18 protein-coding genes are annotated in these 18,406 nt (G+C 61.5%); 4 read left to right on the plus strand and 14 right to left on the minus strand.

Features of this window, described 5'->3' with window-relative positions:
* Window positions 1-114 precede the first annotated feature (114 nt).
* The 4 genes from ASE60_RS05560 to ASE60_RS05575 all read left to right on the plus strand — a co-directional run bounded on the left by ASE60_RS05560 (window position 115) and on the right by ASE60_RS05575 (window position 3,538).
* A complete protein-coding gene (locus ASE60_RS05560) occupies window positions 115-1,155 on the plus strand; it encodes a fatty acid desaturase (RefSeq protein WP_057248723.1) in 1,041 nt (346 codons plus the stop codon).
* Between the two features lie 215 nt (window positions 1,156-1,370).
* On the plus strand, window positions 1,371-2,357 hold the full coding sequence (nuoH, locus tag ASE60_RS05565; protein ID WP_057248724.1) for an NADH-quinone oxidoreductase subunit NuoH: 987 nt from the start codon (window positions 1,371-1,373) through the stop codon (window positions 2,355-2,357).
* A gap of 132 nt (window positions 2,358-2,489) precedes the next feature.
* Window positions 2,490-3,056, plus strand: a complete 567-nt coding sequence (locus ASE60_RS05570; RefSeq protein ID WP_057248725.1) for an NADH-quinone oxidoreductase subunit I — start codon at window positions 2,490-2,492, stop codon at window positions 3,054-3,056.
* Between the two features lie 41 nt (window positions 3,057-3,097).
* Window positions 3,098-3,538, plus strand: a complete 441-nt coding sequence (locus ASE60_RS05575) for a CBS domain-containing protein (RefSeq protein WP_057248726.1) — start codon at window positions 3,098-3,100, stop codon at window positions 3,536-3,538.
* A gap of 58 nt (window positions 3,539-3,596) precedes the next feature.
* On the opposite strand, the gene nuoG is transcribed toward ASE60_RS05575, so the two are convergent.
* From nuoG to ASE60_RS05645, 14 genes are all read right to left on the minus strand, one after another.
* Entirely contained in the window at window positions 3,597-6,173 is a 2,577-nt protein-coding gene (gene nuoG / locus ASE60_RS05580) for an NADH-quinone oxidoreductase subunit NuoG (protein ID WP_057248727.1), read from the minus strand.
* Window positions 6,174-6,201: 28 nt separating this feature from the next.
* Window positions 6,202-7,467, minus strand: a complete 1,266-nt coding sequence (nuoF, locus tag ASE60_RS05585) for an NADH-quinone oxidoreductase subunit NuoF (RefSeq protein ID WP_057248728.1) — start codon at window positions 7,465-7,467, stop codon at window positions 6,202-6,204.
* Between the two features lie 4 nt (window positions 7,468-7,471).
* Window positions 7,472-7,984, minus strand: coding sequence for an NADH-quinone oxidoreductase subunit NuoE (nuoE, locus tag ASE60_RS05590; protein WP_057248729.1), 513 nt, complete (start codon window positions 7,982-7,984; stop codon window positions 7,472-7,474).
* 16 nt (window positions 7,985-8,000) lie between these two features.
* On the minus strand, window positions 8,001-9,215 hold the full coding sequence (gene nuoD, locus ASE60_RS05595) for an NADH dehydrogenase (quinone) subunit D (RefSeq protein WP_057248730.1): 1,215 nt from the start codon (window positions 9,213-9,215) through the stop codon (window positions 8,001-8,003).
* A gap of 89 nt (window positions 9,216-9,304) precedes the next feature.
* A complete protein-coding gene (locus ASE60_RS05600; protein ID WP_057248731.1) occupies window positions 9,305-9,841 on the minus strand; it encodes an NADH-quinone oxidoreductase subunit C in 537 nt (178 codons plus the stop codon).
* Window positions 9,838-10,341 carry an NADH-quinone oxidoreductase subunit B gene (locus ASE60_RS05605; protein ID WP_057248732.1) on the minus strand — a complete coding sequence of 168 codons (504 nt, stop codon included), beginning with the start codon at window positions 10,339-10,341 and terminating at the stop codon, window positions 9,838-9,840. The genes ASE60_RS05600 and ASE60_RS05605 overlap by 4 nt, the downstream gene beginning before the upstream one ends.
* A complete protein-coding gene (locus tag ASE60_RS05610; protein ID WP_057248733.1) occupies window positions 10,329-10,694 on the minus strand; it encodes an NADH-quinone oxidoreductase subunit A in 366 nt (121 codons plus the stop codon). The genes ASE60_RS05605 and ASE60_RS05610 overlap by 13 nt, the downstream gene beginning before the upstream one ends.
* 153 nt (window positions 10,695-10,847) lie before the next feature.
* Window positions 10,848-12,287 (minus strand): NADH-quinone oxidoreductase subunit N, encoded by a 1,440-nt coding sequence (locus tag ASE60_RS05615; protein ID WP_057248734.1) that lies wholly within the window; start codon window positions 12,285-12,287, stop codon window positions 10,848-10,850.
* Window positions 12,284-13,759 (minus strand): NADH-quinone oxidoreductase subunit M, encoded by a 1,476-nt coding sequence (locus ASE60_RS05620; protein ID WP_057248735.1) that lies wholly within the window; start codon window positions 13,757-13,759, stop codon window positions 12,284-12,286. The genes ASE60_RS05615 and ASE60_RS05620 overlap by 4 nt, the downstream gene beginning before the upstream one ends.
* Before the next feature lie 10 nt (window positions 13,760-13,769).
* Window positions 13,770-15,545, minus strand: a complete 1,776-nt coding sequence (locus tag ASE60_RS05625) for a Na(+)/H(+) antiporter subunit D (RefSeq protein ID WP_057248736.1) — start codon at window positions 15,543-15,545, stop codon at window positions 13,770-13,772.
* Window positions 15,538-15,792, minus strand: a complete 255-nt coding sequence (locus ASE60_RS05630; RefSeq protein ID WP_057248737.1) for a hypothetical protein — start codon at window positions 15,790-15,792, stop codon at window positions 15,538-15,540. The genes ASE60_RS05625 and ASE60_RS05630 overlap by 8 nt, the downstream gene beginning before the upstream one ends.
* Window positions 15,789-17,252 carry a monovalent cation/H+ antiporter subunit D family protein gene (locus ASE60_RS05635; RefSeq protein WP_057248738.1) on the minus strand — a complete coding sequence of 488 codons (1,464 nt, stop codon included), beginning with the start codon at window positions 17,250-17,252 and terminating at the stop codon, window positions 15,789-15,791. The genes ASE60_RS05630 and ASE60_RS05635 overlap by 4 nt, the downstream gene beginning before the upstream one ends.
* Window positions 17,253-17,256: 4 nt before the next feature.
* Window positions 17,257-17,559, minus strand: coding sequence for an NADH-quinone oxidoreductase subunit NuoK (gene nuoK / locus ASE60_RS05640; RefSeq protein ID WP_057248739.1), 303 nt, complete (start codon window positions 17,557-17,559; stop codon window positions 17,257-17,259).
* Complete coding sequence (locus ASE60_RS05645; RefSeq protein ID WP_057248740.1) at window positions 17,559-18,059, minus strand: NADH-quinone oxidoreductase subunit J; 501 nt, start codon at window positions 18,057-18,059, stop codon at window positions 17,559-17,561. The genes nuoK and ASE60_RS05645 overlap by 1 nt, the downstream gene beginning before the upstream one ends.
* Window positions 18,060-18,406: the final 347 nt, after the last annotated feature.

Consider the following 18,406-nt stretch of genomic DNA (forward strand, 5'->3'; position numbering starts at 1 on the left):
GCGGCGCGCATGGCTCGTCGGGCCCGACACTCTCCACCATTGCGCTTGAAACTCCGGCGCAAGCCATAGGCCTGGCAGGTTATTTGCGAGGCGAGGAAATACGGACCAGTTTTGATGAACACACATGTCTACTCACCGGTATCACTTGTGGAAAATGATGCCCGAGCGTGGTTGAAGATCCTCGCGAAATACCGTCAGCCCCGCATTGGGCGCAGCGCCTTGGAGCTTCTTGTCACAGTCGTGCCGTTCGCCGGCTTCTGGGCCATCGCCTATTTTGCCCTCGCGTATGGGTTCTGGTACGGGCTGATCGCAATCATTCCCGCCGCAGCCTTCCTCCTGCGCCTTTTCATGATCCAGCACGATTGCGGCCACGGTTCGTTCTTCGCCCGTCGCGGCCCCGACGATTGGACAGGTCGTGTCATCGGTGTGCTTACGTTGACGCCTTACGACTACTGGCGCCGGGCGCACGCCGCTCATCACGCCTCGGCTGGCAATCTGGACGAGCGGGGTACCGGCGACATCACCACGCTCACGATCTCGGAATACCGTGCACTTTCACCCGTGAAACGCCTGGGCTATCGCCTGTACCGGCACCCGCTTGTGATGTTCGGCATCGGCCCTGCCTGGCTCTTTCTCCTTAAGCAGCGTATGCCTTTCGGGATGATGAAGGGAGGCGCCCTGCCCTGGGTCTCCACCATGGCGACGAACGCTGCGATCCTGGTGTGCGCCGCCTTGGTGGCTTGGATGGTTGGGCTCCTGCCTTTCCTTGTGATCCACCTGCCGATCGTGCTGTTGGCCGGCGCCGCCGGCATCTGGCTCTTCTACGTGCAGCACCAGTTTGAGGAGACGCACTGGTCGGCCGGCGAGGATTGGCAGTTTCCCCAGGCAGCCCTCCATGGCGCATCCCACTATGACCTGCCGCTGGTGCTGAGATGGCTGACCGGCAATATCGGCATTCATCACGTGCATCACCTGTCGAGCAGGATCCCTTACTACAGATTGCCGGAAGTTCTGCGCGACCACCCCCAACTCGCGGATATCGGCCGCATCACTTTTTGGGAAAGCTTGCGCTGCGTTAGGCTCGTCTTGTGGGATGACGGACGCAAGAGACTCGTCTCATTCCGCGATGCCGCCAATAAGGCCATTCACCCTTAACAGGTGGGTTCCGGCTTCGTCTGGGTGTTGGTCATAGGCCAAGGATCCTGCGATGATCTCGGCATTCGCCGTCAAGCACAGAGCTGGAAGCAGTAGCTTGTCCACAGCCGCCGTTTCGTGAGAGAATCGAGAAATCGGAAGTACCGAAGCGCTCAACGGGTAAGCTCGGCCAAGTGCAGTCGTGTTTCAGCCCGTTGACTAGTTGGCCGCGGAACATGGAACTTCTCTTCGCTCTTGGCCTGATCGCCATCAAGATCGCGTTGCTGATCGCAATGCTGCTTCTTTTGCCTTTGCCGCTGACCTGGCTGGAACGCAAGATTGCCGGCCATATGCAGCAACGGATGGGTCCCATGCGCGTGGGGTGGCACGGGTTGTTGCAGCCCGTGGCGGACGGTATCAAGCTTCTGACGAAAGAAGACCACATCCCTGCAGAGGCTGACCGCTTTCTGTTTAAGCTGGCGCCGATCCTGGCGCTCGCTCCGCCCTTTGTCGTATTCGTCGCGATCCCCTTCGGGGAGACAGTTTCAGTGCTCAATGCCGAGATCACGCTCTACGTTTCCAACCTGAACGTGGCACTGCTTTTCGTCTTCGCGGTGATCGGGTTGGAGGTCTATGGCGTCATCTTCGGCGGCTGGGCCGCCAACAGCAAATACGCGGTTCTAGGCAGTCTCAGGACCTGCGCGCAGATGATCAGCTACGAAATCCCCATGGGTTTCGCGGTCATCGGCGTCGTCATGCTGGCACAGTCGATGAGCCTCGTGGACATCGTGCGCGCCCAGAGCGATCTCTGGAACATCGTCTATCAGCCGATCGGGTTCTTCGTGTTCTTCGTCGCGGGCTTGGCCGAAGCGCAGCGCATTCCCTTCGACCTGGCCGAGGCGGAAGGGGATCTCGGCGCCGGGTTCCACACCGAGTACAGCGGTATCCGTTTCGCGCTCTTCATGGTCAGCGAATACGTCATCGTGCTCTTGGTATCGGTTCTCTCCGTCATCCTGTTTTTCGGCGGCTGGAACGGTATTCTGATTCCGCTGCCACCGCTTCTCTGGTTTGCGCTCAAGGTGGCATTCTTCATTTATGTTTTTATGTGGTTCCGCTTCACTTTGCCTCGCTATCGCTATGACCAACTGATGGCGATCGGATGGAAGGTCTTGCTTCCTTTGTCGATGGCGAACATAATTATCACTGGTATTGCTTTCACTTAGGGGCCATGGCGGCTCCTCCGCGTGCGTTCCTGGATGGGTGTCGATCCGAGGAAGGTACGTACAGCGATCGAAGGGACTACAGCGACCCTCCTGCGTCGGAATAAACGCACGCCGCTGTAGAATGGCGCGACGATGTCACGCGTAGTCGACAGAGCTGGAACATGGATCGGCTGGGCGCTTTTTGCGGATCTGCTAAGCGCCTTCACGCTGACCTTTGGCTATATGTTCTCCAAGCCGGTGACCATGCAGTATCCGGACAAGGAGAAATGGCTCCCCTACTCGCGCTATCGCGGGCATCACTTCCTGAAACGGGACGAAGAGGGCGAAATCAAATGCGTCGCGTGCGAACTCTGCGCTCGCATCTGCCCCTGCGATTGCATCGAAGTCGTTCCTTATGAGGACGAGAAGGGCAACCGCCACCCAGCAAAATTCGAGATCGACACGGCCCGGTGCCTGTTCTGCGGCCTGTGCGAGGACGCCTGCCCTGCGGACGCCATCGCACTTGGCCAGCAGTACGAGTTCTCGAGTTTCTCGTCACGTGACCTGGTGATCGGACGTGACGATCTGCTTGGCAAACCTGGAAAGGCAATGACCGGCGGTGGCGTCGTCGCCGCACGCCTGAACACGGAACAGGACGTGCTGGTCGAGACGAGCGAGCCGCATGGCTATAACTGGTGGCGCAACATCCGGCGAACGTGAGGAGCAACGATCAAACCGGCGCGCGCAGATAGGAGGCTCAGATGCTTGTCGGTGAAATCGTGAAAGACAAGGGCGCTGGAGTGATCGCGGTCGCTCCCGACCAGACGATGGTGGAGATCCTGCGGCTCTTTCGTGACAACAATATCGGCTTCGTGGTCGTCAGCCACGCGCCCGGAAGGTATCTGGGCACGCTGTCGGAACGGGACTGCTGCAACGCACTTGCGGAATACGGGCCCGAGGCGGCGCTGATGCCGGTCGCCGATATTATGAACCGCAACGTGGCGATTTGCTCGGCTGTCGACGGGCTACCCCTGGTGATGTCGATCATGACCCAGAGACGGACACGTCACGTGCTGGTCATCGAGGAGGAGGCCATTGTGGGCGTCGTCAGCATCGGCGATGTGGTCAAGCATCGGCTTGACGAAGCGCAGCGCACGGAGCGGCACCTGCACGAATACATTGCCGGGGCTGGTTACCACTGATGAGGTTTCGTGCCGGCCGAATGGCGAGAATGGAGGGAACAGTGCTTCGCGCCCAACCTCACGCTCCACGCCAGATCCGGTTCGTGCCCTTGATTTCGTGGGCGGCTTGCACCTTTTGAACCTCTACCGGACACGGGTATTCACCCCTCCTCATCAAGCTGTTGAGGCGAAGAGACCGATAGTTTTCTGGAATAAAGACGAGACTCTTGGGAAACGGTTTCTCGACCTTGAGCTGCGCGCTCAGTTCGCCACGGGTTGAACGAACGACAACCTGATCACCATCCGCAAGGCCAAGCTGCGCAGCATCCTCAGCGCTCATCGCGACATAGGGGTCGTTGGCGACCGTATTCAGAATCTCCGAGCGCTCCGAAAGATAGCCATTGTGGAACAAACAGTTGCCAGTGACGAGCATGAGCCCGTCGCTCGCCCGGGAAACAGCCGGCGGTGCATAGAAGGCGCCCAAGGGTGGCGTCGGGCTCGCCTTGGTGAAGGCACCGTCGGCGCCAAGCCCGGCCCAAGTCAACGCCTGATAGGCCGGAAGCAGCCGGGCGATCTCATCGAAAATCTCGACGTGTGTCGAATGCTGCAATGTTTGGCCGCGCAGTGCTGCGACAAAATCGAAGATAGCGAGATTGCCCCGCGCCTCGAAGACCGGTTCCCGGAACTTGCGGACCTGCTGGATGCGACCCTCGTTGTTGGTAAAGCTGCCGTGCTCTTCACCGTAGCCCGCCGCTGGCAAAACGACCTCGGCCAGTGCGGCCGTCTCCGTAAGGAAACTGTCCTGCACGATCAGCAGATCAGCAGCCCCAAGGGCCCGTGCCACGAACTCCCTGTCCGGATAGGCGATCAGCGGGTCGGTTCCGACAAGGTAGAGGGCGCCCATCTGCCCAGCGACGCACAGATCCAGCATCGCGTCGAGATCAGAACCCGGCTCGTGAGGGATTTCGGTGCCCCAGTTCCGGGCAAGAGCGCTGCGCACCGTATCGTCGGCGACCGCCTGCAGGCCCGGGAAGGCGCCCGCCAAAGCCCCCATATCCCACGCGCCCATCTGGTTGGCGCGGTCGAAAAGGATCTGCAATGCTGGGGTCTTGCCGAGGAGGCGGAGCAGTTGCAGGAGGTTGTTGAGCTGGTGCAACACCACCCGCGCTTCGGACGATCTCAGGAGGTCGACACCGACGAGCACGGTGACGGTGCCGTCTTTGTTGAGCGCGGCGGCCAGACGATCCGGTCCGTCGCTGCCATTGCTGGCTGCCGGCCTGCCGGTTGCCGATCCGACCTCTGCAAGAGCGTCACCCGACAGTTTGTCGCCGGCTGCCGCTGCAAGCGCGGCGACAACGGCCGCAAGGCTCGTGGCCTCTCCGCCGGGCGGTACACGAACCACAACCTCCGCATCGGCGTCGAGACGGGACGGCCGCGTCGTGAGCATGAGCAATCCGGCGCCGCGTCGCCGGGCGGCATCCCGCAGCAGATATTCCGTAACCGGGTTTTCCTCGGTCACGTTGCCACCGATGACAAGCACGCGGTCGACGCCGATCACCTCCTGCAGCGGCGCGCGCGTGTAGCTCGCCATCAGAGGGGCGAGTGCATCGAAGGGCGTAGACCAGCGCGACGAGCAGTCGATGTTGTTGGTCCAGAAAACCGTGCGCATGAGCTTCTGGAACTGATAGAGCACCTCATTGGGCAGGCGCGGCGAGACAACTCCGCCAGAAGCCTTGCTTTCGACCGCCGCCAGCCGCCGGCGCAGATAGTCTCCTGCTTCGTCCCATGAAATCGGAACCAGCGCGCCATCGCGGCGGATCATCGGTCGTTTGATCCGGTCGTGGCCTTCGATGAAGTCAAGGCCGAACCGGCCGCGTGCGCATAGCGTTTCGCGGTTGACGCCGTGCTCCTCCTTGGAGCGAACCCGCATGAACTCGCCCTTGCGCGCGCCGACCGTCAGCTGACATCCGGTGCCGCAATGCGGGCAGACCGTGTCGACCTCGGCGAGATCCCAGGGCCGCGCCTTGTAGCGATAGGGAAAGCTCATCAGCGCGCCGACCGGGCAGACTTCGATGCAGTTGCCGCATTGGTCGCAACTGGCGAGACTGCCCTCGAAGCCGGTGACGGCCGTATCCATGCCCTTCTCGACGGTGCCGAGGGCGACCGCGCCGACAACCTCCTCACACATCCGCACGCAGCGCTGGCACTGGATACAGCGGTTGACGTTCATGATGACGACGGGGCTGAGGCGAATATCGCGAGAATGGAAGACGCGCTTGGGATCATGAAAGCGGCTTCTCCCCGGACCATAGGCCATCACCATGTCCTGAAGCTCACATTCGCCACCCTTGTCGCAGATCGGACAGTCGAGCGGGTGGTTGGCGAGCAGCATGTCCAGCATGGAAGAACGCGTTTCATCAATCAGCGGCGTGTCCGTTCGCACGACCATGCCTTCAGTGACGGCCGTGGCGCAGGACGGCTGTAGCCGCCGCAGCCCCTCGATCTCGATGAGACACATGCGGCAGGAGGCAAGCGGCGGCAGGCGCTTCAGGTAGCAGAAGGTCGGAATTTCGATGCCCAATCGCTGGGCGGCCTGCAACACAGTCGAGCCGGCCTCGACTTCCAGTGTTTGCCCATTGATCGTAACGCTAACCATGGCCTACTCGCCCGCGCTAGAGCGCTCCTCAGTGGAACGGACACTTCCGCTCCTCGATATGGGCGATGAACTCCTCGCGGAAATGCGCCAGCGAGGCCCGCAATCCCATCGCCGCGCCGTCACCCAAAGCACAAAACGTATTGCCGAAAATGCCTTTGCAGAGCATATCCAGCTGCTCCATGTCGCCGGGGGCGCCCTCGCCCGCTTCGATCCGGCGCAGCACTTTCACCACCCAGTTCAGCCCCTCGCGGCAGGGTGTGCACTTGCCACAGGACTCGTGGTGAAAGAACTCGATGATGCGGGTGGCGACCTTGACCATGCAGGTCGTGTCGTCGACGACGATCACCCCGGCCGAGCCCAGCATCGTGCCGGCGGCAGCAAGCGAGTCAAAGTCCATTCCGATGTCCAGGCCCGGCTCAGGGATCACCGGCGCGGAAACACCACCTGGGATCACCGCCTTGATCTTGCGACCGGCCGGCGGCCCGCCGGCATGGTCCTCGATGAGTTCGCGAAGCGGAATTCCCATCGGCAGTTCGTAAAGCCCGGGTTTGCGCACCTGCCCGCTGACGCAATAGAGCTTCGGTCCGGGGCTCTTCTCCGGTCCGATGCTGCGGAACCAATCGGCGCCCCGAGCCACGATATGCGGCACGCAGACCAGCGTCTCGACATTGTTGATGACAGTCGGGCTGGCATAGAGCCCGGCAACCGCCGGGAAAGGCGGCTTCAGGCGCGGCTGCGCCCTCTTGCCCTCCAGCGAGTCGAGCATCGCGGTCTCCTCGCCACAGATATAAGCGCCGGCGCCGCAATGGACGTGGACGACGAAATTGAAATCCGAGCCCAGTATCCGGGTTCCGAGATGCCCTTTGGCCTTGGCCTCCGCGATCGCCTGTTCCAGCCGTCGGATCGCCAGCACATACTCTCCGCGAATATAGACATAGGCGACCTCAGCCCCGATCGCGTAGGCACTGATCGCCATGCCCTCGATCAGCTGGTGCGGGTCGCGCTCCATGACGATACGGTCCTTGAAGGTGCCGGGCTCCCCTTCGTCTGCGTTGCAGCAGAGATATTTCGGTTTGTCGGCCCGCTTCGGCACGAAACTCCACTTCATGCCGGTCGGAAACCCGGCTCCGCCGCGGCCGCGCAGGTTCGATCTTTTTATGAGCTCGATGATCTCGTCGGGCGTGTATTCCTTGAGGGCTTTGGCAAGCCCTCGGTAGCCACCGCCGGCCTCATAGGTGGAGAGGAGATGTCCATCCGGCACGTGCACGTTCTTCAAAAGAACCGGTTCGTACATGGCGCTATTCCCCCGGTGGTTCGGCGGCAGCAAGATCGGCGCCGGTCGTCTCAGGCACCGTCGCGCGCAGCCGGGCGAGGAGCGCATCGATCCGCTCGACGTCGAGATTGCCGTGATAGTCGTCGCCGACCTGCATCACCGGGGCCATCTCGCAGGCACCGAGGCATTCGACGGTCGAGAGCGTGAACAGCCCGTCGGGGGTCGTGCCGCCCTTCTTGATCCTAAGGACCTCCTCCAGATGCGTCAGCAGATCCTCGGATCGCCGCAACATGCAGGAGACGTTGTCGCAGAGCTGTAGATGGAACGTCCCCACCGGCTCGGTATGGAAAAGCGTATAGAAGGTCGCCAGCTCGTAGACCCAAATCCGCTCGACGCCGAGGATGTCGGCGACCTCTTCCAGCACCGGCCCGGGCAGATGGCCATGTTCCCGCTGCGCGATCAGAAGCGCGGGCATGATCGCCGAGCGCTGGTCGGGGTACCGCGCCGCCGCCTGTTCGATCTTTTCACGCAACGTCATCACGTCCAAATCCCTGCTACTTGTCCACCTCCGCCATCACAGGATCGAGGCTGCCGAGCACGGCGATCATGTCCGCCAGATAGCGAGCGTTCGTCACTCCGAAGACCGCCTGGAGGTTGACGAACGAGGGTGCCCTGACCTTCATGCGAAACGGTTTCGGCGACCCGTCGCTGATGATGTAGAACCCCAGCTCACCCTTGGGTGCCTCGATTGCCGAATAGACCTCCCCCTTCGGCACGTTGAAGCCGTAGGCCGACAGGTCGAAATGCTGGATCAACGCCTCCATCGAGCAATGCACGCGCTCCTTGTCGACGGGGAAGGCGATCGTCGGCATGTCGACCTGGAACGGCCCCTCGGGCATCTGGTCGATGCATTGTTCGATGATCCGCATGCTTTCGCGCATCTCGTCGACCCGGCACCGCCAACGCGCATAACAATCGCCCTCGGTGCGGGTGATGACATTGAAATCGAGCCGGTCGTAGATCTCGTAAGGCTCGTCACGGCGGATGTCCCAGTCGACGCCGGAGGCCCGCAGGTTCGGACCGCTGAGGCCCAGATCAATGGCGTCTTCGGCAGAGATCACGCCAATCCCCTGAGTGCGTTTGAGGAACACCCGGTTGTCTTCGAGCAGCCGCTCATAGTCGCGGATCCGGTTCGGGAAGATCTCGCAAAACTCCCGGATCTTCGGGAAGAATTCGTCAGGAAGGTCCTCGCGCACGCCACCAACCCGGCAGAAGGAAGTGTGCATACGCGCACCGGTGATCATTTCCATGAGATCCATGATCATTTCGCGTTCGCGCATCACGTAAAGCAGCGCGGTCATGGCGCCAAGATCCATCGGCAGTGCGCCGGTGATCAGCAGATGACCGGATATGCGCGCGAGTTCCGCCATCATCACGCGGATATATTGCGCCCGGATCGGGGCCTCGATGCCAAGGAGCTTCTCAACCGCAAGCGCGAAGGCCAGGTTGTTCGAAGGTGGGCAGAGATAGTCGAGCCGGTCGGTCAGCGGGAAGATCTGCGTATAGGTGAAGCTTTCCGCCAGTTTTTCGGTGCCGCGATGCAGGTACCCGATGTGGGGGTCCACACGCTTGACATATTCGCCGTCCAGTTCGAGGACGAGCCGGAGGACCCCATGGGTGCTGGGGTGCTGGGGCCCGAGATTGAGAAGCACTTCCTTGCTGTTGAGCGCTTCTCCTTCCGGCCTCGTGAGCTCGGTGACTTCGGTCATCTCAACTCTCCAGCGTCGATCGGTCTCCGTAGTTCATGATGATTTCGGATCGGTCCCAGCGGAAATCCGCCCGCACCTTTCCTCCCTCCCTATGGAATCTCCCGCGTGGCGAGGTCTGGCTGTGTCGGCGGCGGGCCTTCGGCACCAAACGGGTTCAGCTTGTCCTTGTAACCCCTGAGCGGGAAATCCTTGCGCTGAGGAAAGCCCTCGAAGCCCTCCCACATATAGATCCGGCGCAAATCGGGATGCCCCTGGAACCGGATGCCATACATGTCCCAGGCCTCGCGCTCATGCCAGTTGGCGGTGCGCCAGACCGGGGTGACCGATGGGACCTCGGGCGGGTCGCCAAGCCGACACTTGATGCGGACCCGCCAGCGGTTGGGCAGCGAATAGAGATGATAGACCGCCTCGAAGCGCGGCGTTTCGGGATAGTGGTCGACGCCGCAGATGTCGGAAAGGAAATTGAACCTGAGCTCCGGATCGTCTTTCAGGAACCGGCAGAACTCGACGATCTTTTCGGGCGGAACCACAAAGACATCGATGCCATGCGCAGTGCCGAGATCCTCGATCGTTTCCCCGAAGCGCTCCAGGATCGGAGCGCGATTGAGAGATAGCTCGACACTCATGATGCCGCAGCCCGATCGAGAGGCGTTCCGGCCAGCGCGCGGGACCTCTTGATCTTTTCTTGCAGCAGCAGAAAGCCATGCATCAGCGCCTCGGGGCGCGGTGGGCAACCGGGGACGTGCACGTCAACCGGAACGAAGGTTTCGGACCCTTGCACCACGGCATAGGTGTTGTAGACGCCGCCCGATATGGCGCAGGTACCCATGGCGATCACCCAGCGCGGTTCCGGCATCTGGTCGTAAAGCCGGCGAACGACGGGCGCGAACTTCCGGGTCACGGTGCCGGCGATGATCATCACATCGGACTGCCGCGGCGAAGGGCGGAACACCACACCGAACCGGTCGAGGTCGTAGCGCGCGCAACCGGCCGAGATCATTTCGATGGCACAACAGGCGATACCGAAGGTCTCGGGCCACAAGGCCGAGCTTCGGCTCCAATTGATGACGCTCTCGGCCGTGGTGAACAGCACGCTGTCCTGGATCGTGTTTCCTACTCCTCCCATTCCAGCGCTCCCTTCAGCCAGGCGTAGGCGAAGCCCACGAGAAGCAGGACGATGAAGACGAACATCTCAAGATAGCCGACGATACCGATCTCTTTGAGGACGACCGCCCAGGGAAAGAGAAACATCGCCTCGACATCGAAGACGACCAGGAGGATCGCGAGGATGAAGAACTGCACCCTGAAGCGCCCCCCGGCGGCTTCGCCTGCCGGGTCCATGCCGCATTCATAGGGCATGTTCTTTTCGAGATAAGGATTGGACGGCCGCAAGAGCGAGGAAACAAAAAGCGTCGCCCCCACCACCAGAACAATTCCGGCGATCATGAAAAGAACCGGGAGGAATTCCGCTGCAGACATATTGCGCAGCCCGGTCACCCATCGGGGACGTTGCTCAAGCCGCGATCGGCTCCTTCGGGCCGGTAACGCGGTCGCCCCGGGAAGCGACTAAGGGCATTCCTTTCCTAAACCGCTAGTTTATTCCGTCGCATAGGCCAATGCAAATCCGATCGCTCAGCCGCCGAAGGCCGACTGCTGAGCGAGCTTCAGAAACCATGCTGGAAACAGACCGATGCCGACCGTGCCGGCGGCAGTGACGGCGAGAGCGGCGCCGACCAGAGGCGTCAGCGCCGGCTCGAACACCCGTTCCGGCTCGCGCATGAACATCACCATGACGATGCGGATGTAGAAATAGGCGGCGACAGCGCTCAAGAGTACTGCGATCACGGCGAGCAGGACAAAACCACGCTCGACGAGCGCGACCAGCACGTAGAACTTGGCAAAAAAGCCGGCCGTTGGCGGAATACCCGCGAGCGAGAACAGATAGAGCAACATCAGTAAAGCCAGCCCCGGATGCAGCTTGGCGAAACCGGCATAGTCCTCGATAACCTCGCCCGAGAAATTGCCGTTTCGCATCATGATGACGGCGCCGAAGATGCCGAGATTCATGAAGGTGTAGATCAAGAGGTAGAGCATCACGCTGGCGACCCCGTCGGCACCGCCGGCCACAATGCCGAAAATGGCAAAGCCGGCATGGGCGATGCTGGAATAGGCGAGCAGACGCTTGAAATTGTCCTGCACCAGCGCCACGAAACTGCCGAGCGCCATCGTCACCACCGCGATGACGGCCAATATGATCCAGACGTTGGAGCCGGCGACCAGCGGGTTGAGAAACACCCTGAGGATCACCGCGAAGCCCGCCGCCTTCGGCCCGACGGACATGAAGGCGGTAATCGTCGTCGGTGCACCCTCGTAGACATCCGGCACCCACATGTGGAACGGCACCGCGCCAATCTTGAAGACCAGTCCGGCGACAATGAAGACCACCGCCAAAAGCAAGCCCGGATCGAGCGGATCACCGGTGACTGCCGCCGCCATCCGGTCCAGTTGGGTCGTGCCGGTGAGGCCGTAGACCAGCGAGACGCCATAAAGGAATATCCCGGTCGAGACTGCGCCGAGGATCACATATTTCAGCGCCGCCTCGTTTGACCGTTGCTCACGCCGCAGGAAGCCGGTCAGCACGTAGGTGCAGAGCACCATCAGTTCGAGACCGACATAGATCGACAGGAGATCGGTCGCCGAGGCCATGATCATCATGCCGGAAAGCGCAAGGAGCAGCAGGACGTAATATTCACTGCCGCCAATCCCTTCGATGTCGGCATAGTTTCGCGAGAGCAGGAACGTCAGGACGATCGCCAGGTAGAACACGGACTTGAAGAAGACAGAGAACGGGTCGGCGACGAACATGCCCGCATAGGCCGGCTGCGCCCCACCCGACAGTGTGAATGTCCCCAGGGCGGCAAGCAGCACGATTGCGACCGAGGACCAGACAAGGACCGCGTCCCTCCCCTTCGGTACGAACTGTCCGGCGATCAGCAGGATGCAGGCCCCCGTAACCACGATGATTTCGGGCAGGCTCGCGAGGATCGACGGAAGGAGCGCTACGGCTGTCATGGGCCGTTCCCCTTGTCGTAGACCTGCTGCAAGAGATGCGTGACCGAGCTATCGATGATGGCGAGAAAGGGTTTTGGGTAGAGCCCGACCCAAAACACGAAGACGGCGAGCGGCAGGATCGCCACCATCTCGCGGCCGTTGACATCGCGGACCTTGAAGCGCGCACCGACGCTCGCCGGACCAAGCGCGACCTTCCGGTACATGCCGAGCAGATAGGCTGCGCCCAGCAATGCGCCCAAAACCGCGACCGCGCCGAGGGCAAGGTTGGCCGCAAACCCGCCCGACAGCACCAGCAACTCACCCACGAACGCGTTCGTTCCCGGTAGCGCCATCGAGGACAGCACGAACAGCGCCAGAAACCCGGTGTAGACAGGCGCGACCTTCATCAAGCCGCCATAGTCGGCGATGCTGCGGGTGTGGGTGCGCTCGTAGATCAGGCCGACGAACAGAAACAGGGCGCCGGTCGTCACGCCATGATTGAACATCTGCAGGATGCTGCCCTGGAGCCCGAGCGGGTTGAGGGCAAAAATCCCAAGCGTCACGAATCCCATATGGCTGATGCTGGAATAGGCGACGAGCTTCTTCAGGTCGTCCTGCGCCAGCGCCAGCAGGCCGCCATAGACGATCGCGAGCGCCGAAAGCGCCATCATCAGGGTCGAATAATGGACCGAGGCCTCCGGCAGCATCGGCAGCGAGAACCTCAGGAACCCGTAGGCGCCCATCTTCAGGAGCACGCCGGCAAGGATGATGCTGCCTGCCGTTGGAGCCTGCACATGGGCGTCCGGCAGCCAGGTATGGAGCGGGACCATCGGCACCTTGACCGCGAATGCGACAAGGAAGGCAAAGAACAGCCAGGACTGAACCTCGAACGGCAGATCGAGTTCCATCAAAGCAAGGATGTCGAAGGTCCTGCCGCCCTCGAAATACAGCACGATGATGCCGATCAGGAACAGGAGGCTGCCCGCCAGGGTGTAGAGGAAGAACTTGAACGCCGCATAGACCCGGCCGTCGCCGCCCCAGATACCGATGATCAGATACATCGGGATCAACATCGCCTCCCAGCAGACATAGAACAGAAACAGGTCGAGCGCCGAGAACACACCCAACATCAGGGCCTGCATGGTGAGCAGGCTGACCATGAACTGCTTCACTTTGCGGTCGATGGCGATCCATGAGGCGAGCACCGAGATCCAGCCCAACAGCGCAGTCAGGAACACGAAGAGCGCACTGATTCCGTCGACACCGAGCGCAAAGGTAATGCCGAGCGCCGGCACCCACGGGCGCTTCTCGACGAACTGCATCTCGGAGGTCCCGGTGTCAAAACCGGCGAGCATCGCGATGGCGAGCGTTAAGTCGAGCACGGTGAAGCCGAGCGCCACCCACCGCACGAGATCGTCGCTGCGCAAGAACATCACGACCGCTGCCCCGGCGGCAGGTACGAAGACGATGAGGCTGAGCAGCGGGAACGCCATCACTCCTCCTCTACTGCCACACGACGGCAAAAACGGCGATCGCCGCGATCACACCGGCGATCATCGCCAGCGCGTAGTGAGTGACGACACCGGTCTGCAGACGCCGCAGCGCACCGCCGCCAACAAGGATGGCACGCGCGAAGCCATTCACGGCGGCATCGACGCCGTTGAGGTCGACCCGCAGCCCGGCGCGCGCCGTCCCGTGCAGAAGCGGCAGCGCTAAGGTGTCGGACACGTTGCTCACCGCCTTTTCATAGCGCGCCAGCGGCTTCTCTGCGAGCCACAGGAAGGCACGCGCACCCTTGCGGTAGAACCAGTCCGTGTCGATGCTGATTGTGTTTTCCGGATCGAGCGCTTTCAAGAACAGGACGAAGCCCAGCGCGGTAAACATCAGCAAGCCCAGGCTCTCGGTGACATGGACGCCCGTATAGGGCTCAAAAGCGACCGGATAGGGAAGCAGCGCGTAAAGCGGTTCCGGGAACACGCCGATCACGATGCAAAACACCGCCGCTATCCCCATGGCAACCAGCATGTTGCGGGGCGGCTCCCGCGCCTCCAGCTTTCGGTCCGTGCCGAAAAACATGTAGTAGGGCAGCTTGAGTCCGGTGTGCAGGAACGTCCCTGACGATGCCATCGTGAGCGCCAGAACCACGAGCGCCCGGTGGTCCTGCCCGGCGGCGGCTATCACCATCGACTTGGTGACGAAACCCGAGAAGAACGGAAAGGCCGAGATCGCGAAAGCGCCGACCATGTAGAGGGCAACCGTCAGCGGCATGGTTTTATAGAGGCCGCCCAACTCGGTGAGCTTACGCCGCCCGGTGACCTCAATCACCGCCCCCGCGCCCATGAAGAGAAGCGCCTTGTAGAGGATATGGGCAAACGCGTGGCTGGTGGCTCCGTTCACGGCCATCTCGGTGCCGATGCCGATACCCGCCACCATGTAACCCACCTGGCTGACGATGTGATAGGCAAGCAGCCGCCGACAGTCGTTCTCAAGCACCGCGTAGATGACGCCGTAGAGCGCCATCACAGCGCCGAGCCAGACGAGAAGCTCGGTTCCAGGAAATGCGCGCGCCAGCACGTAGACGGCCGTCTTGGTGGTGAAGGCGCTCATGAACACCGCCCCCGTGACGGTCGCCTCGGGGTAGGCATCAGTCAGCCAGGCATTGAGCGGCGGCACCGCGGCATTGAGCAGGAACCCTGCCAGGATCAGATAGCCGCCCGTATCCATTGTTCCCGCGAGAGCGCCGCCCCCGATCGGGCCGAAGAGCAGCGAGCCGGCCGCGAGCCCGTGAAGCACGATACCGCCGAGCAGAGCGACGCCACCCGTGAGATGCACCATCAGATAGCGGAACGCGGCACGGATTGCCCGTTCACCCCCTTGCGCGAAGACCAGATAGGCCGACGCAAACGCCATGCCCTCCCAGAAGAGGTAAAGGGTGAGGTAGTCGCCGGCGAAGACAACACCGAGCGCGCTGCCGACATAGACGAAGGCAGCCACGTGCTGGCCAGCTTGCGACAGATGCAGCGCGTAGACCATGCCGATCAGCGCCATGATGGTGAAAACGGTGGCGAAAACGATGCTGAGCTTGTCAACCTTTGCAAACAGGATTTCCTGTCCGATGAAGCGCCCCGCGCCATAGCTGCCCGGCTCCATCGCGAGGACCGCGGCGATCGCCAGAGCCGGGATTAGCACCAGGTAGGTCTTGCGGATCGATCCCTTCAGGAACGGGATCGGCACGGCACCGAGAATGAACAGAAGGGCGGGATGGACGAACTCAATCATAATAGTCCTCGCGCCGCATGAGCCCGCCCTGATGGCCGAGGAACTTGGAAACGAAGATGAGCAGCAGGCAGGAGCCGAAGCCATAGACGGCAGACCAGCCAGGCAAACGGTCCCAGAGATATTCGGCGTGTTCGCGCGGAACCAGAAAATCGGCGACGACGATGAGAGCGAGCACGATATAGAACAACCGTCGGCGCGACCGCGCATAGCCCTCGTCACCAAAGAAATCGACGAGCCGCTTGATCATCTGACCACTCCTTCCGCCAAGGCGAGGAAATAACCGGGGAAGATGCCCATCAACACCGACAAGGCAGCGGTGGCGACCAGTGGGATCGTCACCAGCGGAATTTCACGGACAGGTTCCGCCGCTCCCGGCGCCTCCGCTTTGAAAAAGGCGATATAGCTGACGGGCAGGAAGTAGGCGGCGTTGAGGACCGAGCTCGCCAAGAGGACGGCCAGGAACGCCATCTCGCCTGCTTCGACCGAGCCGAGCGTCAGATACCACTTGCTGATGAAACCGGCGGTTGGCGGCACGCCGATCATGCTGAGTGAAGCGACGAAGAATGCCCCCATCGTCCAGGGCAGCCGGCGGCCGATGCCGGCCATGTCGCTGATGTTTCGTTTTCCCGAGGCGCAGTAGATCGACCCGGCGCAGAAGAACAGCGTGATCTTGGAGAAGGCGTGCACTGCGATATGAAGGATGCCGCCAATCATCGCCACGGGAGACAAAAGCACCGCGCCCAGCACCACGTAGGAGAGCTGGCTGACCGTCGAATAGGCGAGCCGCGCCTTGAGGTCGTCCCGGGTCAGGGCATAGATCGACGCCATCAGGATGGTGAAGGAGACGAGGTAGGCCGTCGCAATGCCGAGACCCAGCCTGCCCACCAGTTCCACGCCGAAGACATGGAACACCACCCGCAACACGCAGAATACGCCCATCTTGACCACCGCCACGGCATGCAAGAGCGCGCTGACCGGCGTCGGTGCAACCATTGCAGCAGGCAGCCAGGCATGCATCGGCATCACTGCGGCCTTGGCGAAGCCGAACAGGTAGCAGAAATAGATAACCGTCAGCAGCGGCGCCGAGGCATCGACCCTCGCCAGCAACCCTCCGGGTACAAAGTCGAGGGACCCGGCAATTTGATAGGTCAGCGCCAGTGCGGCGAGAAGCACGCTTTTCGACGCGCCCATCAGGTAGACGAGGTACTTGCGGCTGCCCGCCCAGGCCTCTTCGTCCTCATGGTGGTAGACGAGCGGATAGGTCACGAGGCTCAGCACCTCGTAGAAGATCACCAGCGTGAACAGATTGGCAGCAAAAGCACCACCGACGGCGGCGGCGAGACTAGTGGCAAAGCAGGCGAAGAAGCGGGTCTGCGCGTGCTCGTTCAGGTGCCGCATGTAGCCGATCGAATAGACCGCTGCGACGATCCACAACAGCGACGAGACGGTGGCAAACACCATGCCGAGCGCGTCGACCCGGAAAACGAAGTCGATCCCCGGCAGGATCTCGAACAGGCGCAGTTCGACGGTGCCGCCCGCCAGCACGATGGGCGCCATCGAGATGACGATCGCGAACATGGCGACCGCAGCCAGAGGCGAGACGGCATCCCGGATTTTCTCGTGCTTGTTCAGGAGGAGAACTGCAACTGCCGCCAGCCCGGCGATGGCGACGGCAAGTAGCGGCCGGACTGATAGCACCGGTTCCAAGCCGCTATCCTTTCATCGCCGTCACGTCGTCGATCTTGAGGGTGGACTTGTTCCTCACGAGGGCGACCAGAATGCCGAGGGCGACGGCAACCTCCGCCGCGGTGATGGCGATGACGAAGATCGCGAAGATCTGCCCGCGAAAATCATCGTAGTAACGTCCGAACGCGATGAAATTGATGTTGACCGAGTTGAGCAGCAGTTCGAGCGACATCAGCACGACCAGGATATTGCGCCTGAGCAGCACACCCGCGGCTCCGATCACGAACAGGACCACTGCGAGTGAAATGTACCACCAGAGCGGAACCATCACCCGGACTCCTTTCGTGCCAGCACAATGGCGCCGACAAGTGCCGCGAGAAGGATGATCGAAGCGACTTCAAACGGCAGGAGATAGTCGGCGAAAAGTGTCGTGCTGAGCTGCCTGACTTGATCACCGGCGCGCCGTGCTATCGGCTCAACCGCCGAGAAGCGGCCGCTCCAGAGCACCAGTGCCAGCATCTCGACCCCAAGCAGGACGAGCAGGGTCAAAGCAGGCAGATTTCGCCCCGGCATAAACCGCTGCAGCACCGCCTCGCGCACGTCGATCATCATGATCACGAACAGGAAGAGGACCATGATGGCGCCGACATAGACGAAGATCTGCACGACCGCGAGCAGCGGCGCCTCGAGCAGGACGAAGATTGCCGAAATCTGCAGGAAACATGCCATCAGCGCCAATGCGCTGTGAACAGGGTTGCGCGCCAGGACGACTGTCAGGGCGGTGATCACGGCCCCCGCAGCAAACAGAAGGAAGAACCCCTGGCCCATTGACGCAGCCTCTCCCGCGCGAACCGTTCCGCGGCGCGTGACGGCCGGAATTCAGATAGCGCCGCACTTCGGTTGCGTTCATAAATTGTGCCTGAGGGAAGGATTTTTCACAAGAATATTGTCGGCAACATAATCGAATGAGGCCGCGCGGAGCCCAAACCGGCTTCGTATGGGCGACTTGCCAGTGCGCGACCCTCAGGGTGGCTCCCTTCTTGGCAGTCTGCGCACATTCCGGAACAGATGATTTCATGAGCCCGCAAACAAACTTGCGGCCCCGTCGCCGGCTTTAAAGCGAGCAATGTCAGTAGATTCATTGAAGAACTGGGATGCTTCGGCGGGACACCACT

The organism is Ensifer sp. Root278 (assembly GCF_001429285.1).
In the GTDB taxonomy this organism is placed as follows: Bacteria; Pseudomonadota; Alphaproteobacteria; order Rhizobiales; family Rhizobiaceae; genus Ensifer.